Origin of the sequence: Erwinia aphidicola, assembly GCF_014773485.1 — a bacterium.
Taxonomy (GTDB): Bacteria; Pseudomonadota; Gammaproteobacteria; order Enterobacterales; family Enterobacteriaceae; genus Erwinia; species Erwinia aphidicola.
This window is the reverse complement of sequence record NZ_JACXBP010000006.1, coordinates 62,410-82,547: the sequence shown is the minus strand read 5'-3', so window position 1 is coordinate 82,547 and position 20,138 is coordinate 62,410. Positions and strand designations below refer to the sequence as shown.

At 57.7% G+C, this 20,138-nt stretch carries 17 protein-coding genes and 1 other RNA gene; 10 read left to right on the top strand and 8 right to left on the bottom strand.

The features are described 5' to 3' along the window. Positions 1 to 34: 34 nt before the first annotated feature. The 7 genes from ID864_RS15290 to ID864_RS15260 all read left to right on the top strand — a co-directional run bounded on the left by ID864_RS15290 (position 35) and on the right by ID864_RS15260 (position 6,027). Positions 35 to 457 (top strand): DUF2502 domain-containing protein, encoded by a 423-nt coding sequence (locus tag ID864_RS15290; protein WP_191150033.1) that lies wholly within the window; start codon positions 35 to 37, stop codon positions 455 to 457. Between the two features lie 86 nt (positions 458 to 543). Continuing rightward, positions 544 to 1,524 (top strand): vitamin B12 ABC transporter permease BtuC, encoded by a 981-nt coding sequence (gene btuC, locus ID864_RS15285; RefSeq protein WP_099754879.1) that lies wholly within the window; start codon positions 544 to 546, stop codon positions 1,522 to 1,524. 44 nt (positions 1,525 to 1,568) lie between these two features. Next, complete coding sequence (locus tag ID864_RS15280; RefSeq protein WP_191150032.1) at positions 1,569 to 2,114, top strand: glutathione peroxidase; 546 nt, start codon at positions 1,569 to 1,571, stop codon at positions 2,112 to 2,114. Then, positions 2,115 to 2,855: a vitamin B12 ABC transporter ATP-binding protein BtuD gene (gene btuD, locus ID864_RS15275; protein ID WP_191150031.1), complete on the top strand. Its 741-nt coding sequence runs from the start codon at positions 2,115 to 2,117 to the stop codon at positions 2,853 to 2,855. Between the two features lie 73 nt (positions 2,856 to 2,928). Next, on the top strand, positions 2,929 to 3,387 hold the full coding sequence (locus ID864_RS15270; protein ID WP_048916189.1) for an NlpC/P60 family protein: 459 nt from the start codon (positions 2,929 to 2,931) through the stop codon (positions 3,385 to 3,387). Between the two features lie 367 nt (positions 3,388 to 3,754). Further along, positions 3,755 to 4,498: an EAL domain-containing protein gene (locus ID864_RS15265; RefSeq protein WP_062818279.1), complete on the top strand. Its 744-nt coding sequence runs from the start codon at positions 3,755 to 3,757 to the stop codon at positions 4,496 to 4,498. A gap of 89 nt (positions 4,499 to 4,587) precedes the next feature. After that, positions 4,588 to 6,027, top strand: a complete 1,440-nt coding sequence (locus ID864_RS15260; RefSeq protein ID WP_048916187.1) for a protein adenylyltransferase SelO — start codon at positions 4,588 to 4,590, stop codon at positions 6,025 to 6,027. On the opposite strand, the gene ID864_RS15255 is transcribed toward ID864_RS15260, so the two are convergent. The 6 genes from ID864_RS15255 to ppsR all read right to left on the bottom strand — a co-directional run bounded on the left by ID864_RS15255 (position 6,024) and on the right by ppsR (position 11,843). After that, positions 6,024 to 6,803, bottom strand: a complete 780-nt coding sequence (locus ID864_RS15255) for a heme ABC transporter ATP-binding protein (RefSeq protein ID WP_048916186.1) — start codon at positions 6,801 to 6,803, stop codon at positions 6,024 to 6,026. The two genes, ID864_RS15260 and ID864_RS15255, sit on opposite strands and share 4 nt — an antisense overlap. Next, positions 6,796 to 7,797 carry a FecCD family ABC transporter permease gene (locus ID864_RS15250; protein ID WP_133623505.1) on the bottom strand — a complete coding sequence of 334 codons (1,002 nt, stop codon included), beginning with the start codon at positions 7,795 to 7,797 and terminating at the stop codon, positions 6,796 to 6,798. The genes ID864_RS15255 and ID864_RS15250 overlap by 8 nt, the downstream gene beginning before the upstream one ends. Next, on the bottom strand, positions 7,794 to 8,615 hold the full coding sequence (locus ID864_RS15245) for a heme/hemin ABC transporter substrate-binding protein (RefSeq protein ID WP_099754876.1): 822 nt from the start codon (positions 8,613 to 8,615) through the stop codon (positions 7,794 to 7,796). The genes ID864_RS15250 and ID864_RS15245 overlap by 4 nt, the downstream gene beginning before the upstream one ends. Further along, a complete protein-coding gene (locus tag ID864_RS15240; RefSeq protein WP_191150030.1) occupies positions 8,612 to 9,643 on the bottom strand; it encodes a hemin-degrading factor in 1,032 nt (343 codons plus the stop codon). The genes ID864_RS15245 and ID864_RS15240 overlap by 4 nt, the downstream gene beginning before the upstream one ends. Before the next feature lie 170 nt (positions 9,644 to 9,813). After that, positions 9,814 to 10,860, bottom strand: coding sequence for a 3-deoxy-7-phosphoheptulonate synthase (locus tag ID864_RS15235; protein ID WP_191150029.1), 1,047 nt, complete (start codon positions 10,858 to 10,860; stop codon positions 9,814 to 9,816). A 149-nt stretch (positions 10,861 to 11,009) separates the two neighbouring features. Further along, positions 11,010 to 11,843, bottom strand: coding sequence for a posphoenolpyruvate synthetase regulatory kinase/phosphorylase PpsR (ppsR, locus tag ID864_RS15230; protein ID WP_048916181.1), 834 nt, complete (start codon positions 11,841 to 11,843; stop codon positions 11,010 to 11,012). Between the two features lie 474 nt (positions 11,844 to 12,317). Here ppsR and ppsA point away from each other — a divergent pair, with 474 nt between their 5' ends. Then, positions 12,318 to 14,696: a phosphoenolpyruvate synthase gene (gene ppsA / locus ID864_RS15225; RefSeq protein ID WP_048916180.1), complete on the top strand. Its 2,379-nt coding sequence runs from the start codon at positions 12,318 to 12,320 to the stop codon at positions 14,694 to 14,696. A 159-nt stretch (positions 14,697 to 14,855) separates the two neighbouring features. On the opposite strand, the gene rprA is transcribed toward ppsA, so the two are convergent. Further along, positions 14,856 to 14,965: antisense sRNA RprA (rprA, locus tag ID864_RS15220), an RNA gene on the bottom strand. A gap of 264 nt (positions 14,966 to 15,229) precedes the next feature. Beyond that, positions 15,230 to 16,354: an AI-2E family transporter YdiK gene (gene ydiK / locus ID864_RS15215; RefSeq protein WP_048916179.1), complete on the bottom strand. Its 1,125-nt coding sequence runs from the start codon at positions 16,352 to 16,354 to the stop codon at positions 15,230 to 15,232. 250 nt (positions 16,355 to 16,604) lie between these two features. On the opposite strand from ydiK, the gene ydiJ reads away from it, so the two are divergent. Then, on the top strand, positions 16,605 to 19,664 hold the full coding sequence (gene ydiJ, locus ID864_RS15210) for a D-2-hydroxyglutarate dehydrogenase YdiJ (RefSeq protein WP_191150028.1): 3,060 nt from the start codon (positions 16,605 to 16,607) through the stop codon (positions 19,662 to 19,664). Further along, positions 19,664 to 20,083 (top strand): hotdog fold thioesterase, encoded by a 420-nt coding sequence (locus tag ID864_RS15205; RefSeq protein ID WP_048916177.1) that lies wholly within the window; start codon positions 19,664 to 19,666, stop codon positions 20,081 to 20,083. The genes ydiJ and ID864_RS15205 overlap by 1 nt, the downstream gene beginning before the upstream one ends. The last annotated feature ends 55 nt before the right edge of the window (positions 20,084 to 20,138 follow it).

Here is a 20,138-nt window from a genome sequence, read left to right as displayed (position 1 = left end):
TAACACTGCCATGACATGACGGGAGGTCAGCCTGATGAAAAAAATCGTATTGTTACTGTGCCTGCTGGCAGGCGCGCCGCTGATGGCCGAAGCTGCCGTTGGCATTGATATCCGCTCGCCGGGCGTCAGCATTCATTTAGGGGACCGCGATACGCGCGGTTACTACTGGGACGGATATGACTGGCGAGCGCCGCGCTGGTGGCACGACCACCAGAACCGCCACTGGGGCGAGCGAGGTCCGCGCGGTGACTACTGGAATGGTCGCGGCTGGCAGCGTCATCCTCCCGTGCGCAGGCCGCCACCGCCGCCGCGGCCGGTGTATCACCATGCCCCCCCGCGACCGCCGCAGCATCGTCCGCAGCCACACCACAGTGCGCCACCGCACCACAACGGCAGACCGCAGGGCGGAGATCGCGCTCATCAGCCGCGGCCGCCACAGCAGGGTGACCGTCACTAATCATCAAGAGCCAGCCAAGCTGGCTCTTTCTTTTTGCTGATTTACCTCTACAATCAAACCCCTGTTTTCCCTATAAAACGTCGGCTATGACTCTGCTCTCTCAACAGATATCGGCTGCGCAACGCCGGGCAACAGTCTGGCTGAGCGGACTGCTGCTGTTCTGTCTGATCCTGCTTATTATCAGCCTGTGTGCGGGTGAACGCTGGATAGCGCCAACGCAGTGGTTAACGCCTGATGGTCAGCTGTTTGTCTGGCAGCTGCGCCTGCCGCGCTCGCTGGCGGTCATGCTGGTTGGTGCCGCACTGGCGGTGGCCGGCGCAGCCATGCAGGCGCTGTTTACTAATCCGCTGGCAGAGCCGGGCCTGCTCGGCGTATCCGGTGGTGCCGGCGTCGGGCTGGTGCTGTGCATTTTCACCGGCAGCAACAGTCCGTGGATGATGAGCCTGGCCGCCATCTGCGGTGCATTGCTGGTCACCCTCATCCTGCTGCGCCTGGCACGACGTCAGCTGTCGACCAGCCGACTGCTGCTGGCCGGCGTGGCGCTGGGGATAATCTGTAGTGCCCTGATGACCTGGGCCGTCTATTTCAGCAGTAATCTCGATCTGCGCCAGCTGATGTACTGGATGATGGGTGGCTTTAGCGGCGTTGACTGGCGCTATGGCTGGCTGATGCTGGCATTAATGCCGGTGCTGCTGTGGTTAAGCGGCCGGGCGCGGGTATTGAACCTGCTGGCGCTGGGGGAGGTTTCTGCCCGCCAGCTCGGGCTGCCGCTGGTGCTGTGGCGTAACCTGCTGGTAATGGCTATCGGCTGGCTGGTCGGTGTCAGCGTGGCGCTGGCGGGCGCGATAGGCTTTGTCGGCCTGGTGATCCCGCATATTCTGCGGCTCAATGGGCTGAGCGATCATCGTATTCTGCTGCCCGGCTGTGCGCTGGCCGGAGCTGGCGTGCTGCTGGCGGCGGATATTATTGCGCGCGTAGCGCTCACCTCGGCCGAGCTGCCGATTGGCGTTGTCACCGCCACGCTGGGCGCGCCGGTATTTATCTGGCTATTATTGAGCAACCGTTAACAGCCATACGGCTGTTGTCTCCTCATTGAAACAGGAAAAACGCTATGAGCATCTTTGATACAGAACTGATCACGCTCGACGGTGAGAAAACCACGCTGGCCCAGTGGCAGGGTGATGTACTGCTGGTGGTGAACGTTGCTTCAAAATGCGGCCTGACGCCGCAGTACGAGCAGCTGGAGAATCTGCAAAAGACGCTGCATGCCAGTGGACTGACCGTGCTGGGCTTCCCCTGTAATGCGTTTCTGGAGCAGGAGCCGGGCAGTGAGGAGGAGATCAAAACCTTCTGCAGTACCACTTATGGCGTCACCTTCCCGATGTTCAGCAAGATCGAGGTCAATGGCCCGCAGCGCCACCCGCTTTACCATCAGCTGGTGGCCGCACAGCCGGTGGCGCAACGCCCTGAAGGCAGTGGTTTCCTCGAGCGTATGGAGAGCAAAGGCCGCGCGCCCAGGCAGGCCGGTGATATTCTGTGGAATTTTGAAAAATTCCTGATTGGCCGTGATGGTCAGGTTATTGCGCGTTTCTCACCGGATATGGAGCCGAACGATCCGACGTTGACTGCCGCCATTAACCAGGCTCTGACAAAATAGATGCTGCTGGAGATTTCAGGCGCTGCGCTTGCCGGGCGCCTGACCCCATTTAGCGCGCAGGTAGCGGCAGGACAGGTGATTCACCTGGTTGGCCCCAACGGTGCCGGTAAAAGCTCTCTGCTGGCTGCCCTGGCTGGTATGCTCAGCACGGCGGGCGAGATTCGCTTTGCCGGGCAGCGGCTAAGCGACTGGCACGGCGCTGCGCTGGCACGCCAGCGGGCTTACCTGGCGCAGCAACAGCCGCCGCCGGGACAGATGCCGGTCTGGCACTATCTGCGCATGCACGCGCAGCAAACTCTGGAAGAGAGCAGCAGCGTGCTACTGGCGCTGGCAGAGAAGCTCCAGCTGGCCGACAAACTTCAGCGCGCGCTGCATCAGCTCTCCGGCGGAGAGTGGCAGCGCGTGCGGCTGGCCGCCGTACTGCTGCAGCTCAGCCAGTCTGAAGGCAAGCTGCTGCTGCTCGATGAGCCGCTGACCGGACTGGATATCGCTCAGCAGGCGGCATTCGATGACCTCATTTCTGCCTCTAGCGCGCGCGGTGTCGCGGTGGTGATGAGCAGCCACGACCTCAACCATTCGCTGCATTTTGCCGACCGGGTGTGGCTATTGCGCCCGGGGCAGAGCGCGCTGGTCGGCCGCGCGCAGGAGGTGCTGACAGCGGCCAATCTCAGCGCCCTGTACCAGGTTCCGTTTCGCCTGCTTGAAGTGGAAGGGCGGCAGATGTTGACCACGCTGCGCTGACGACAGGGCATAAGTTGCCATTAAGGGTATTTTACCGCTACATTAAACTGGTTTGCAGGGAAGGGGATCCGTGATGCGCTACTGGCTAGTTCTAATTGTTGTTATTCTGGCAGGCTGCAGCAGTCATGCCCCTGTGCCCAACAGCCGTCTTTCCGACTCCATTACCGTGATTGCACAGCTCAACGATCAGCTTGGCAAATGGCGCGGTGCGCCTTACCGCTATGGCGGGATGAGCCCGCGTGGCGTTGACTGTTCCGGCTTTGTTTATCTGACCTTCCGCGAGCGCTTTAATCTGCAATTACCCCGCACCACCGCTGCCCAGACCGATATCGGCACCCGTATCTCTAAAGATGAGCTGCTGCCCGGCGACCTGGTGTTTTTTAAAACCGGCAGCGGCGAGAACGGTTTGCATGTTGGTATCTATGATACCGATAACCAGTTTATTCACGCCTCTACCAGTCAGGGGGTAACCCGCTCGTCGCTGGATAACGTTTACTGGCGTAAGGTGTTCTGGCAGGCGCGTCGTATTTAATTATTGCTGGCCTTTTTTTCATCGTGCTGCCTTATGCAGCATTTGATTTAGGCTGCCATAATTAATGCCAGGGCGATTAAAAAATATCCCTCCGATCAATTTACCTTAAGTCTTTCTTGCGCTGACACTTAACCAATATTTTAGTAAAGCCTGCGTAAACAAAAACAGCAGAGGATATTAACTATCAGCAGGCTAATGATTCTGACTAGATGAATTATGTCAGTTTTGTGTTAGCGTAACGATCTGGATTAGAGGCATAAGCACACCACAGCTGAATTTCTGTATGGCAACTGACTCAGAGCTCAATGGCCTGGCCTGATTTGTTGATCTCGGATGCGGTGAGTGTCGCTTAATAATGGCGAATAAAATGAAAATCCATCTGGAAGCGGATTATAAAACTTTTACAGCATTCTGCCCGGTTTACCGGCCCGGCGGGCAGCTGGCTGCTGTTGAAATGTTGACACACTTTGCTCATGCGCAGGCCAACGTGGTCATCCCGCAGGAGATTTTGATACCACAGTTAAATGAACATCAACGCGTCCTGCTATTGCAGGATCAGATTAATATTATTGAGAAGCATTACGCTTTCTTTAGTAGCCATAATATAAATGTGGCTATAAATATTGATGAGCGACTGGCAGAAACCATCCTCGCAAGTGACTTTCTGATTAAAAAAATGAACCAGCTGGATTGTATTGAACTGGAAATTAGTGAAAGTTTTCCAGATATCGCTGGGGGTAAAAACAATCTCTGCCTGCAGGGATTGAGTCAACATTTTCACTTAAGTCTGAATAATTATGGTGCTGGAAAAGCCACGTCAAAAGCCGTTTTTGACAATCTTTTCTATCGCATTAAGCTGGACCGGGGATTTATTCAGCACAATATTAAACGCGGCTCTTTTCCACCCTTTATCAGCGCAATTCTCGACCATATCAAACCGCACTGTCACGCCGTGGTGGTGCAGGGCGTTGACGATATCAGCGGCTTGCAAAGCATTCGCCACTTTGCCTTCGACGGTATCCAGAGCGCGCTGTTCCCCCCGGTAGATGAAGAGGGGTTGAGCCATTTGGTGGACCCGCCATACTTACTGCAGCAGCCCGTGCTGCAATAACCCTGCTAATCCTCTGTGTTTAGCCGCCGCCGCGCGCTTTACACTGACAGCGTTGTCGGGGATCTTCCTGGCCGCGCTTCGGAGGCGTCATGCATTTCAATAACACCTGGTTTCACGAGCTGAGCGGTTGCTACACCGCATTAAACCCAACGCCGTTAAAAAATCCGCGCCTGCTGTACCACAGCGCGCAGCTGGCGCAGGAGCTGGGGCTGGAGGCAGCGCTGTTTACCCCAGATAACCCAGGTTTATGGAGCGGTGAAAAGCTGATGCCCGGAATGCAGCCGCTGGCACAGGTCTATAGCGGCCATCAGTTCGGCGTCTGGGCAGGGCAGCTCGGCGACGGGCGTGGGCTGCTGCTGGGTGAGCAGCAGCTGGATGACGGACGCAAATTCGACTGGCATCTGAAAGGGGCGGGGCTGACGCCCTATTCGCGCATGGGCGATGGCCGTGCGGTGCTGCGCTCCACTCTGCGCGAGTTTCTCGCTTCTGAGGCAATGCACCACCTGGGTATTCCGACTTCGCGCGCGTTAACGGTGGTGACCAGCGATGAACCGGTCTATCGCGAAACCACCGAACCCGGAGCCATGCTGCTGCGCGTGGCGGAAAGCCACCTGCGCTTTGGCCATTTCGAACACTTTTACTACCTTGGGCAGCAGGAAAAAGTCACACAGCTCGCCGACTACGCAATCCGCCATCACTGGCCGCATCTGCAGCAGGAAGCCGATAAATATCTGCTGTGGTTTAGCGATGTGGTGCAGCGCACCGCGCGCCTGATTGCTGGCTGGCAGAGCGTGGGCTTTGCCCACGGGGTGATGAATACCGACAATATGTCGATCCTCGGCCTGACGCTGGATTATGGGCCGTATGGCTTCCTCGATGACTATCAGCCGGAGTTTATCTGTAATCATTCGGACCACCAGGGGCGCTACAGCTTTGAGAATCAGCCGATGGTAGGGCTGTGGAACCTGAATCGCCTGGCGCACGCGCTCTCCGGTCTGATGAGCGCCGGGCAGCTGAAACAGGCGCTGGCGGGCTATGAACCGGAGCTGATGCGCGCCTGGGGTGAGAAAATGCGTGCGAAGCTTGGGCTGCTGACGCGCAGCAAAGAGGATAACAATATTCTTACCGGGCTGCTGTCGCTGATGACCAAAGAGGGCAGCGACTATACGCGCACTTTCCGTCTGTTGAGCAGCAGCGAACAGCAGCAGTCACGCTCCCCGCTGCGCGATGAATTTATCGATCGTGAGGCGTTCGACAGCTGGTACAACGTCTGGCGCCAGCGTCTGTTACAGGAAGAGTGCAGCGATGAGCAGCGCCAGCAGGCGATGAAGCAGGCTAATCCGGCGATGGTGCTGCGTAACTATCTGGCGCAGCAGGCGATAGAACAGGCGGAGCAGGACGATATCAGCGTTCTGGCACGCCTGCATCGGGCGCTATCACAGCCGTTTGACGACGCGCCGGAGTTTGCTGACCTGGCGCGCCGCCCACCTGACTGGGGCAAAAAACTGGAAGTGAGCTGCTCAAGCTAACGGCGCAGCGATACCTGGGGCACCCCTTCGCTCAGATGCGGGTGCACCATCACATCGGCCTGATACCAGCGCCTCAGCGTCTCTTCCTTCAGAACCTCTGTTGGCGTGCCCTGCGCGACCAGATGTCCATCCGCCAGCAGCAGCACGCGATCCGACCACAGTGACGCCAGGTTGAGATCGTGCAGCACGCAGCAGACGCTGAGCGGATGCTGGCGCGTGAGCTGGTAGAGCAGGCGCAGCAGGTGCTGCTGATGGTAGAGATCCAGCGCGGAGGTGGGTTCATCGAGGAACAACCAGCCGCGCGGGCCGTTATGCTGCCACAGCTGCGCCAGCGCCCGGGCCAGCTGTACCCGCTGCTGTTCTCCGCCGGAAAGCTGCAGATAGTCGCGCTGCGCCAGGCCGTCGCAGCCGGTCAGCGCCATCACCTGCTCCACCACTGCTTTCAGCGGTTTGCCCGGCCACGGCGCGCGCCCCATTGCGACTACCTCCTCCACGCTAAGCGGAAAGGCCATAGTGCTCTGCTGGCGCATCACCGCCCGCTGCTGCGACAGCCGTGCCGGAGACCAGTGCGCCAGCGGCTCACCCTTCAGCGTGCAAATACCCTGCTGCGGCGTCAGGAAGCCGGTGAGCAGCCGCAGCAGCGTCGATTTCCCCGCGCCGTTCGGGCCGATAAGGGAGACCAGCTCGCCCGGATGCAGCGTCAGCGACACCTCTTCAATCAGCCAGCGCTGCCCGAGCTGATAGCTCAGTGCCTCCGCGGTCAATGCTTCAGCCATTGAGCCCTCCTCGGCGGCGCAGGATCAGCCACAGAAACCACGGGCCACCGATCAGGCTGGTCAGTAGCCCGACCGGCATTTCCGCCGGGGCCACCAGCGTGCGCGCCAGCGTATCTGCCAGCAGCAGCAGGATAGCCCCGCTTAGCAGGGAGGAGGGCAGCAGCCAACGATGATCGCCGCCCAGGCAGTAACGCATCAGGTGCGGCATCACCAGGCCAATAAAGCCAATCACCCCGCTGACCGCCACGGCGGCCGCCACCAGCAGTGCGCTGAGCACCAGCAGATAGCGCTGAGTGCGCGGCACGTCAACGCCCAGATAGTGCGCCTCTTCTTCACCCAGCTGCAGCAGATTAAGGCGCCGTGCGAGGCGCTGAACCAGCACCATGCACGGCAGCACTACCGAGGCACAAACCAGCACCGTGGGCCACTGCGCCTGCCCCAGGCTGCCCATACCCCACAGCGACAGCTGGCGCAGCTGCTGGTCATTGCTCATCCATGAGAGCACCCCGACCGCCGCGCCGCACAGCGCATTGATCGCAATCCCCACCAGCAGCAGGCGACTTAACCCGCTGACGCCCTGGCGGCTGAGCAGAAAAATGATCAGCGTCACTGCCATGCTGCCGATAAAGGCCGCCAGCAGCGGCAGATAGAGCGTCAGCACGCCGGGCAGGGAAAATGACATCACAATAGAGAGCGCAACCGCCAGCGCCGCGCCGCTGCTAATCCCCAGCAGGCCGGGATCGGCCAGCGGATTACGGAACAGACCCTGCATCACGCAGCCAGAGAGCGCCAGCGCGCCGCCGACGATAACCGCCAGCAGCACGCGCGGCAGACGGATGCTGAACCAGATCTGCCACAGGCTGCTGTCGCTGCCCGCATGCCACAGCATCGGCAGCGACAGATGCATCGCGCCGATGTTAGCGGCGCCGATGCCGAGCAGCATCAGCGACAGCAGCAATACGCCGAGCCAGCGCAGGTGGCGCACTGACATCATTGCACGGCTTCCGCAGCCTGACGCAGTTTGAGGATCGCCGCCGGAGTGTCAATGCCAAAGCCGAGCAGGGCCATATCGTCGACGACCAGCAGCTGTCGGTTTTTCGCGGCCGGCGTCAGCGCGATGCCGGGCAGCTTCCACAGATTTTCCTCGCCGCCAAGGGTACGGATACCGTCGACGGTTACGACGATCAGCTGCGGTGCGCTGGCAACGACCCCCTCCTGCGACAGCGGCTGATAGCGCTGTATGCTGGCCATGGCGTTTTGCAGCCCGGCGGCACGGATTGCGCCGTCAGCCGACGTCCCGCTGCCTGCAGCCATTGCTCCCATGCCCTGATGGGCCAGAATAAACAGCACCTTAACCGGAAGGTGTTGCGCAGGCACTTTTGCCAGCTGGCTGCGCACTCTCTTTTGCAACAGCGCTCCCTGCTCCTCGCGGTGCAGCGCGGCGGCAATGGTCTGGATTTTCTCGTTGATGGCGGAGATATCATTTTTGCCGGTCACATCCACCACTTTGACGCCGTTCTGTTCCACCTGCTGCAATGCCAGCGCCGGTTTAGCCAGTTCGCTGGCGATCACCAGCGTCGGCTTCAGCGCCAGGATCCCTTCGGCGTTCAGCATGCGCATATATCCGACATCAGGCAGCTTTGTGGCGACCGCCGGATGCAGGCTGGTGCTGTCGCGAGCCACCAGCTCCTGTTGGGCATCCAGCGCGTAGATAATCTGCGTAACATCACCGCCGATACTGACGATACGCTGCGCGGCGGCGGCAGAAAAGGCCAGCGGCAGGGCCAGCAGGGCAATCAGTCGGAATTTCATACGGTGGCGTCCTCAGCGCTGAGGGTAGCCAGCTGTTCCCGCCAGCGCGTTTGTTCCGGCTGACCTTCGCTGCGCTGGCCGTAGAGTTGGGCAATCTGCGTGCCGTCAGCGGCAAACAGTTCAAGGCTGGTGACGATGCCATCGGCGGTAGGTTTACGGGTGATCCAGCTTTCGGCAATCAGCTGTTCCTGCAGGTGCAGGGTAAAGGCCGGATTGAAGATGTTCAGCCAGTTGTGCATCGGCATCAGCTTCTCAATTCTGCCGGTAAAGATCTGCGTGCAGGCCCGGTTGCTGACAAAAATCATGATCTCGTTAGCATCCTGACGCACCGTTTCCAACAGCGCGGCCAGCGAGCTATTGCTGACCTGCTGCGCCAAATCGTGGCTTACCGCGCGAAACGCCTGTTGACGCGTGACACTGTGTTTTTTCAGCAGGCGGAAGAACTGGTGGACGTCGGTCATCGCGCGCCATTCGCTCTCCAGCAGCTCAGCATCAAATTCACTGGCGCTGGCCGCAGCCACAGCCGGTTCTACGCTGAACGCTGAGGTCGGTTCGCTGTGATAATCCTTCAGCAGCTGCTGCCAGGCGCCCATATCGGTGTTATCGGTGGCGTAAACTTTCAGCACTGCGTCACCCTGCCGATCGAAGAACTGGATGCTCTGTCGTTCGCCATGCCCGGTCATCTCCTGCAGGTGAAAGACGCTGGCCCACTGGTTGACGAACACGCGCAGGTCGAGCGCACGCGGGTTGAGCACAATACCGGCGTGGGCACCGATCTGAATATTGCTGAAAGTACCCAGCTGCTCGTGCACCGCATAGTCATTGCGCGTAATGCATTTGGTTTCCCCTACGGCTGCCAGCGCGTGCAGCAGTTCCGCCATCGCCGGGCGCAGCGGCTGCGCCTGGTGGCCGACGCGCGCGTTGGTCAGCTCCGCTTCACTGATATCCATCATAGCGGCCAGATCGCGCGCATATTTCTTCGGGTGCTGCTGTTTTAGCTGGTAGTAACGGGGATAGTGCGCGGTCATGTGCTGTGTCCTCATCAGGCAGGTAAACGTCAAGGGCGTTGTTTATCAGAATGATAATCATTATCAATAAATGGCGGCGGCGCGCAAGCAGAAAATGAGCCTGATTCAAGACGGTGGCACAAAAGAAAAAGGCTGCCCCGTGGGAGCAGCCTTATTGGCTATTCAGTCGGTCAGAAGCGGCTGTCGACCGCGTCTGCCAGCAGCTGCAGAACTTCAGCGCTGTCGTCCCAGCCAAGGCAGGGATCGGTAATGGACTGGCCATACACCAGCGGTGTGTCCGGCGTAACTTTTTGCGTGCCTTCCTGCAGGAAGCTCTCAATCATTACGCCAGCCACGGCGCGCGAGCCGCTGCGGATCTGCTGCGCAACATCGGCGGCGACCTCCTTCTGGCGGCGGTGCTGCTTCAGGCAGTTGCCGTGGCTGAAGTCGATAACCAGCTGTTCGGGCAGGTTGAATTCACGCAGGCTGGCCGCCGCTGCTGCGATATCCGCAGCGTGATAGTTCGGCACCTTTCCGCCGCGCATGATGACGTGACCGGAGGGGTTGCCGCTGGTCTGATAGATGGTCATCTGGCCGCGTTTGTCCGGCGAGAGGAACATGTGGCTGACGCGGGCGGCACGAATGGCGTCCACCGCAATGCGCGTATTGCCGTCGGTGCCGTTCTTGAAGCCAACCGGGCAGGAGAGCGCCGAGGCCATTTCGCGGTGGATCTGGCTTTCGGTGGTGCGCGCGCCGATAGCCCCCCAGCTGATCAGGTCGGCAATATACTGGCCGATCACCATATCGAGGAATTCCGTTGCGGTCGGCATGCCGAGCGCATTGATATCCAGCAGCAGCTTACGCGCCACCGCCAGGCCGTGGTTGATTCGGAAGCTACCGTCAAGATCGGGATCGGAGATCAGGCCTTTCCAGCCCACCACGGTACGCGGTTTCTCAAAATAGGCGCGCATAACAATCTCAAGGCGCGAGTGATGCTTCTCGCGCAGCGCGTTGAGGCGCCCGGCATACTCCAGCGCCGCATGCGGGTCGTGCAGCGAGCAGGGGCCAATCACCACCAGCAGGCGCGGGTCTTCACCATTCAAAATGCGCGCAATGCGTTTGCGTGACGCTGTCACGTTGTCGGCAATCGCCGCGGTGATCGGCAGGTTATCCTGCAGATCGGCAGGCGTAATCAGGCTGTCGATGCGCGCGGTTCGCAGTTCATCTGTTCTGTTCATCAAAGTTCTCTAAATCTTTGTCTTCACAACGGCAGGAATGCCGGGAAGTAATGGCGTTCACCATAAACCAAACCGTGATGATTTCAACCGTAAAACAGCAGGGGAATCGTGAAATCAAGACCCTGCCCGGTGCGTCAGAGCTGCAAAAATCAGTACATGCGCCGCGTTAATCCCATGATATCGAGGATCTTAGTCGCAATCTCCTCCACCGAATAGTTAGTGCTGTTGAGGTAGCGGATCTGATGGGTGCGGAACAGGGCTTCCACCTCACCGACTTCAAGGCGGCACTGGCGCATAGAGGCATAGCGGGTATTTTCGGCGCGCTCCTGGCGTATTGCGGCAAGGCGTTCCGGGTCGATAGTCAGGCCAAACAGCTTATTTTGAAAAGGCTTCAGCGCCGGGGGCAGCTTAAGGTTATCCATATCGTCGGCGATAAACGGATAGTTAGCGGCGCGCACGCCAAACTGCATCGCCAGATAGAGGCTGGTGGGCGTTTTCCCGCAGCGTGAGACGCCGAGCAGGATCACCTGCGCATCTTCCAGCCCGCGCAGTGAAATACCGTCATCGTGCGCCAGGGTGTAATCAATGGCGGCGATACGGGCATCGTATTTACCGAGGTTGTTGGCGGTCAGACCGTGGGTGCGGTTGGCGACTGGGGCGGGATCCACACCCAACTCCTGCTGCAGCGGGGCCACCAGCGACTGCACAATGTCCTGACAGAAACCGTCGCTTTGCAAAATAATCTCGCGGATGGCGGGCGTGACAATTGAGATAAACACCAGCGGGCGCACGCCGCTTTGCTGGTAAATGGCATTGATTTGGGCTTTCACTGCCTGAGCACGCTGCACGGTCTCAACAAAGGGCAGGGTAACGCTATTAGCGATCACCGGGAACTGTGACAGTACCGCGTGGCCCAGCACTTCGGCAGTGATTGCCGTGCCGTCTGAAATATAAAAAACACTGCGTTCGGCGTTCACGTCCATTTTCTCTCCGCGTTCGGGGGGTTAAGCAGACTAAATTAATCTGCCTGAATAATGCAAATCGTGATAAAGCTCGCGAAATAAAATAAAAAATCCATTTTATGATGATTTGAACTTTTTATTTTTATAAAATCAGACCATTCGCCTCTTTCAGCCTAAAATGAAATATCGTTTCTATCCATTATGCGTTTTTACCGCCCTTTTCATTAGAATCATTCTAATAAGGAATCGTTTTCTGTTGCGCAAAGAATTTTTCCCCCTGCATGCATTAAAAATACATAACGCACTGAAAAATAATGTTTATTATTATTTTATCCGTTGCGCAACGCTGTTTTCTCACGCGGAGTATTCTTAAAAAGATTTTTTTCAGCTGCTTGAACGATTCAACACTTTATCAATCCGGCTTAACTGTGCCAGTCTCATGAAGCAATGCTGTGTCCCTAATATTCCTAATTAAATCTTACAAGGATTGCTTCAATGTCCAATAAAGGCGAATTGCCGCTTGTGCTCTGGTATAACCAGCTTGGCATGAACGATGTGGATCGGGTGGGAGGCAAAAATGCCTCTCTGGGTGAAATGATTACTAATTTGTCGTCATTAGGCGTGTCAGTGCCTAACGGCTTTGCGACAACCTCAGAAGCGTTCAACCTGTTTCTCGATCAGAGCGGCGTCAATCAGCGTATCTACGATCTGCTGGATAAGACCAATATTGATGACGTTGATGAGCTGGCTAAAGCGGGTAAACAGATCCGTCAGTGGATAGTTGAAACGCCATTTACGCCGCAGCTTGAGCAGGCGATTCACGAAGCGTACAACCAGCTCTCTGCCGATGACGCCGAAGCGTCATTCGCCGTGCGCTCTTCGGCCACTGCGGAAGATATGCCCGATGCATCGTTCGCGGGTCAGCAGGAAACCTTCCTCAACGTACAGGGTTACGACGCGGTGCTGGTGGCGGTGAAGCATGTTTATGCCTCCCTGTTTAACGACCGTGCCATCTCTTACCGTGTGCATCAGGGTTACGACCATCGCGGCGTGGCGCTCTCGGCGGGCGTGCAGCGCATGGTGCGTTCTGACCTCGCATCCTCTGGTGTGATGTTCACCATTGACACTGAATCCGGCTTTGACCAGGTGGTGTTTATTACCTCCGCGCTGGGTCTGGGTGAGATGGTGGTGCAGGGCGCGGTTAACCCGGACGAATTCTACGTGCACAAACCCACGCTGGCCGCCGGCCGCCCGGCGATTGTGCGCCGTAATATGGGGTCGAAAAAGATCCGCATGGTTTACGCCGACTCGCAGGAGCACGGTGAGCAGGTGAGAATCGAGGACGTGCCGGAAGCGGAGCGTGACCGCTTCTCGCTGACGGATAGCGAAGTCGAAGCGCTGGCGGCGCAGGCGGTGCAGATTGAGAAGCACTACCAGCGCCCGATGGATATTGAGTGGGCGAAGGATGGACACACCGGCAAGCTGTTTATCGTACAGGCGCGCCCGGAAACCGTGCGTTCCAATGGCTCGGTGATGGAGCGCTACACCCTGCAGGGTAAAGGCAACGTAGTGGTTGAAGGCCGTGCTATCGGTCACCGCATTGGTGCCGGTGAAGTCAAAGTGATCCACGACATCAGCGAAATGAACCGCATTGAGAAAGGCGATGTGCTGGTGACGGACATGACCGACCCGGACTGGGAGCCGATCATGAAGAAGGCGTCAGCGATTGTCACTAACCGCGGCGGCCGAACCTGCCACGCGGCGATTATCGCCCGCGAGCTGGGTATCCCGGCGGTGGTTGGCTGCGGTAACGCCACTGATATTCTTAAAGATGGTAATAAAGTGACCGTCTCCTGTGCGGAAGGCGATACCGGCTACGTGTACAACGATCTGCTGGACTTTGAAGTGAAGAGCTCGCAGGTTGACGAGATGCCATCGCTGCCGCTGAAGATCATGATGAACGTCGGTAACCCTGACCGGGCATTTGACTTCGCCTGCCTGCCGAACGAAGGCGTAGGTTTAGCGCGCCTGGAGTTCATCATCAACCGGATGATCGGCGTGCACCCGAAAGCACTGCTGGAGTTCGACCAGCAGACGCCGGAGCTGCAGCAGCAGATCCGCGCGCTGATGAAAGGGTTCGATGACCCGGTAGAGTTCTACATCGCCCGCCTGACGGAAGGGATTGCCACGCTGGGTGCCGCTTTTGCGCCGAAGCGCGTGATTGTGCGCCTGTCGGACTTTAAAACCAACGAGTATGCCAACTTGGTGGGCGGCGAGCGCTACGAGCCGGAAGAAGAGAACCCGATGCTTGGCTTCCGCGGTGCCGGGCGCTATGTGGCCGACAGCTTCCGTGACTGTTTCGCGCTGGAGTGCGCGGCGATGAAGCGCGTGCGCAATGATATGGGGCTGACCAATGTCGAAGTGATGGTGCCGTTTGTCCGTACCGTGGCGCAGGCGAAAGCGGTGGTGGAAGAGCTGGAGCGTCAGGGTCTGAAGCGCGGGGAGAATGGGCTGAAGATTATCATGATGTGTGAAATCCCGTCGAATGCGCTGCTGGCCGACGAGTTCCTGCAATATTTTGACGGCTTCTCAATCGGCTCTAACGATATGACGCAGCTGGCGCTGGGGCTGGATCGCGACTCTGGCGTAGTATCCGAGCTGTTTGACGAGCGTAACGATGCGGTGAAAGCGCTGCTCTCGATGGCGATCCGCGCCGCGAAGAAGCAGGGAAAATACGTCGGCATCTGCGGTCAGGGGCCTTCAGACCACGAAGACTTCGCGGCGTGGCTGATGGAAGAGGGCATCGACAGCCTGTCACTGAACCCGGACACCGTGGTGCAGACCTGGCTGAGCCTGGCCGAGTTGAAGAAGTAATCACCGCCTTCATCAGTCGCGGCTGACCCACTTTTGCGGTCAGACCGCTGCAATAATCACTCGCTGGTCGACCAAAAATGGTCGACCACGACATAAGTTGTGCGAACACCCTCCGGCTGACCACTCTCTGGTTAGCCTTTTTTTATCGCAAATTTTAGCCAAAAAAAAAGCCCATCACAGGGGATGGGCAAAGACTACACACAGCAATTCTGTACTTCACTCAGGGGGAAATGCTTTGTTTAAAAATCAGTGGGTTGATCTCAAACTTGTTATCCATACTATGCAACCGCGTTCCTGGAGTCTTTAAGAATCCTCTTATTAGTTTAAAAGTGATAATCTTTTAACTCGGATTGCCCACCACAGTGCTGAAAAAGATGGGTAAAATATGAGCAATATAGGTTAAGTCATGTTGAAAAGGCTAAAAAAGGGGGTTTAGAGATAAATATCGTTAATGGAATTCTTAATTCACGGCGGGTAAGTATTCTGATGGCTAATGATTGCGGCCGGGACTACCGACCGCAGAATTGACAAAATTATGGTTTTGGCTGGTGCGTTTCGGCTTCTATTTCGGCCAGCTCTTCCACCACGGCCAGCGCATCCTCTTCTGGAGGGGGCGACTCATGCACCCAGACGGATACCAGGCGGTATGAGACCGCCAGCACCACTGGCCCGATGAATAATCCTATCATGCCAAACGCCACCAGCCCGCCAATAACCCCCGAGAGTATCAGGATCATCGGCAAATCGGCCCCCATGCGGATCAGCATCGGGCGCAGAACATTGTCCAGTGTTCCTACCACGCAGCTCCAGATCAGCAGCACGGTGCCCCAGGTGGTATCGCCACTCCAGTAAAGCCAGACGATCGCCGGGACCAGCACAATCAAGGGACCGAGCTGTACCAGGCAGGAGAGAATCATCAGTACCGTCAAAATGGCCGCATAAGGAATTCCGGAGATCGCCAGCCCAATGCCGCCCAGCACGCCCTGCACCAGCGCGGTCACCACCACACCGAGCGCGACGGCGCGGATCGCCTGACCGGCCAGCAGCACCGCTGCATCGCCGCGACGTGACGCCAGGCGGAAAGCGAAGTGGCGAATGCCGTGACCGACCTGTTCACCACGCCAGTAAAGCAGCACGCTAAACAGCAGCATCAGACCGATGTGCAGCATAAAGCGACCAAAATGCCCGGCCTGGGCAAAGAAAAAGCCGGTAGTGCGGCCAATATAAGGCTGAACCTGAGTGATAATGGCGCTGCCGCCACCGGCCACCAGCTTGTGCCAGGCGGAATAGAGCTTTCTGCCGACCAGTGGGATCTCACGCAGCCAGTGTAAATCGGGCATTTGCAGCTTGCCGGAGGTCAGCCACGCCAGCAGGGGGCCGCCGTTCTCTACCAGGCTGTTAACCAACATGGCGATGGGAATAATAAACACCAGGATAAGCAGAATGGTCATGGCTAACACGGCCAGCGCGCGGCGGCCCCACAGCAGGCCCTGAATTTTGATCATCAGGGGCCAGGTGGCGATCACCACCATGCTGGCCCAGGCAAAGCCGAGAATAAATGGCTGTACGACCCAAAAGCACGCGACGATCATGATGCTGATAAACAGCAACGAGAAAATGATCTGCGGTAAATCCCAGCCTGTTTGCGCGTTTTTCATTGACGAAAAGTGACCTCAAGTAAAAAGAACAATGATGCGATATCTCTCTAAAATCAGTGCCAGCAAAGCGGTTACGCTGAGCCTGACTGCTTAAGCATGATGTATTAAATGATTTTGTGACAGAGACAACAGGTTATTCTTTTGCCTCATTTTTTGAAATAACGGCAGGTGATAAAAAAATGTGATAAAACGGATAACTGCGCCATTTGAGCAACGCAAACGATTCACACAACTTTTTGGTCACCCGATAATGATCCCACAGATTTCCCAGGCACCCGGCCTCGTTCAACCGGTGCTGAATTTTTTGGATGCGTTAAAGCAGCACGGATTTACCGGCGATACGGCCACCAGCTATGCCGATCGGCTGATTATGTCCACCGACAACAGCATCTATCAGCTGCTGCCTGATGCTGTCCTCTTTCCCCGCTCCAGCGCCGATGTGGCCTTGATTGCCCGCCTGGCAGCTGATGAGAAATACCGTACCCTGAGCTTTACCCCGCGCGGTGGCGGCACTGGCACCAACGGACAGTCGTTAAATCAGGGTATCGTGGTCGACATGTCGCGGCATATGAAGAATATTCTCGAGATCAATGTCGAACAGGGTTGGGTAAGAGTTGAAGCTGGCGTGGTAAAAGACCAGCTCAATGCCTACCTTAAACCGTTTGGCTATTTCTTCTCCCCTGAGCTGTCGACCAGCAACCGCGCCACGCTGGGCGGTATGATTAACACCGATGCCTCCGGGCAAGGTTCGCTGGTTTACGGTAAAACCTCAGACCATGTGCTGGGGCTGAAAGCCGTGCTGCTGGGCGGTGAGGTGCTGGACACCCGCACGATGCCGGTGAGCGAGGCTGAAGTGCTGGCGCAGCAGCCGGGTGCCGAGGGTAATATTTACCGCGTGGTGCTGGATCGCTGCCGTCAGCAGCGCCAGCTGATTATCGATAAATTTCCCAAACTGAATCGCTTCCTGACGGGTTACGATCTGCGCCACGTGCTGAGCGACGATCTGCAAAACATCGATCTGACGCGCATTCTGTGCGGTGCGGAAGGGACGCTGGCCTTTATTACCGAAGCGAAGCTCGATATTACCCCGATCCCGAAAGTGCGGCGGCTGGTCAATATTAAGTATGACTCCTTCGACTCCGCGCTGCGCAATGCCCCCTTTATGGTGGAAGCGAAAGCGCTGTCGGTAGAAACCGTCGACTCGAAAGTCCTGAATCTGGCGCGTGAAGATATCGTCTGGCACTCGGTTAGCGAATTGATTACCGACGTCCCGGATAAAGAGATGCTCGGACTGAATATGGTCGAGTTCGCAGGGAATGATAAGCCGCTGATTGATGGCCAGGTTGAGGCGCTGTGCGCCCGGCTTGATACGCTGATGGCGACGCGTGAGGGCGGCGTGATTGGCTATCAGCTGTGTGATGACATCTCCGGCATTGAGCGCATCTACGGCATGCGTAAAAAGGCGGTCGGGCTATTGGGTAACGCCAAAGGCCGCGCCAAGCCAATCCCGTTTGTTGAAGATACCTGCGTGCCGCCGCACAACCTGGCGGACTATATTGTGGAGTTCCGGGCGCTGCTCGATGGGCACAATCTCAGCTATGGCATGTTTGGCCATGTCGATGCCGGGGTGCTGCACGTGCGCCCGGCGCTGGATATGTGTGACCCGCAGCAGGAGATGCTGATGAAGCAGATCTCCGACGAAGTGGTGGCGTTGACGGCTCGCTATGGCGGCCTGCTGTGGGGGGAGCATGGGAAAGGCTTCCGTGCGGAGTACAGCCCCTCCTTCTTCGGCCCGCAGCTGTATGAAGAGCTGCGCCGTATTAAAGCGGCGTTCGATCCCGCTAATCGTCTCAATCCGGGTAAAATCTGTGCGCCGCTGGGGGTGGATGATCCAATGCTGAAGGTCGATGCCGTGAAGCGGGGTACTTACGATCGCCAGATCCCGATTAACGTGCGCAGCGACTGGCGCGGCGCGATGGAGTGTAATGGCAACGGACTCTGCTTTAACTTCGATGTGAAAAGCCCGATGTGCCCGTCGATGAAGATCACCGCCAACCGTATGCACTCGCCGAAGGGGCGCGCGACGCTGACGCGTGAATGGCTGCGCCTGCTGGCGGAGCAGGGTGTGGATCCGCTGCTGCTGGAGAAACAGCTGCCGGAGCAGGGCGTCAGCCTGCGCGGGATGATCCAGCGCACGCGCAATAGCTGGCAGGCAAAACGCGGGCAGTATGACTTTTCGCACGAGGTGAAAGAGGCGATGTCAGGCTGCCTGGCGTGTAAAGCCTGCTCGACTCAGTGCCCGATTAAAATCGACGTGCCGGGCTTCCGCTCGCGCTTTCTGCAGCTCTACCACACTCGCTACCTGCGCCCGGCCAGTGACTATCTGGTGGCCACGGTAGAAAGCTATGCGCCGCTGATGGCGAAAGCGCCTAAAACCTTTAACTTCTTCCTGCGTCAGCCGTGGGTGAAATCGCTGAGCAAGCGTCATATCGGTATGGTCGATCTTCCGCTGCTCTCTTCGCCGACGCTCAAGCAGCAGCTGGCCGGGCACCGTGCGCTGAGCACCACGCTGGAAAGCCTGGAGCAGATGAGCCCGGCGCAGCGCGCCAAGCAGGTACTGGTGGTACAGGATCCCTTTACCAGCTACTACGAAGCGCAGCTGGTGGCTGATTTTGTCCAGCTGATTGAAAAGCTCGGCTACCGCGCCGTGGTGCTGCCGTTTTCACCCAACGGTAAAGCGCAGCATATCAAAGGCTTCCTGCAGCAGTTTGCGCGCACCGCAGAGAAAACCGCAGACTTCCTGAATCGGGTGGCACGCCTTGAGTTGCCAATGGTGGGTGTCGATCCGGCGCTGGTGCTGTGCTATCGCGATGAGTACCACCAGGTGCTGGGCGATAAGCGCGGCGAGTTCCAGGTTCAGCTGGTGCATGAGTGGCTACATAACGCGCTGCCTGAAGTGAACAGCACGGTGCAAGCGGCGCAGGGTGAAGTGTGGTATCTGTTTGGCCACTGCACCGAAGTGACCGCCTTGCCGGGATCGGTAAAGCAGTGGGAAAACATCTTCGCCCGCTTTGGTGCCCGGCTGGAAAATGTCAGCGTCGGCTGCTGCGGTATGGCCGGAACCTACGGCCACGAATCGAAAAATCTGCAGAACTCGCTGGGGATTTATGAGCTATCCTGGCAGCAGGCGATGCAAAAACTGCCGCGCCAGCGCTGTCTGGCGACCGGCTACTCGTGCCGCAGCCAGGTTAAGCGCATTGAAGGTAGCGGTGTGCGCCACCCTCTGCAGGCTTTACTGGAGATTATCTGATGGCTATCTGGAAACGCGCAGCCACGCTTGAGCAGCTTAATCAGCGCAGCCAGGGAACGATGGTGGCGCATATCGGCATCCGTTTCACCGCGCTGAATGAAGAGAGTATCGAGGCGCTGATGCCGGTGGATAGTCGAACCCGTCAGCCGTTCGGGCTGTTGCATGGCGGTGCTTCGGTGGTGCTGGCGGAGACGCTAGGCTCAATGGCGGGCTATCTGTGTACTGAAGGTGAGCAGCAGGTGGTTGGCCTGGAAGTCAACGCTAACCACCTGCGCTCCGCACGTGACGGTGAGGTGCGCGGAATTTGTCGAGCGGTGCATATTGGTCGCCGCCATCAGGTCTGGCAAATCGAGATTTTCGACGTTAGCGACAGATTATGCTGTACTTCTCGCTTAACCACGGCAGTAATCACGCCATAACCCCGCTTTTTGCGGGGTTTTTCCTATCGCCTGCACACGGTATACTGGTCTACAG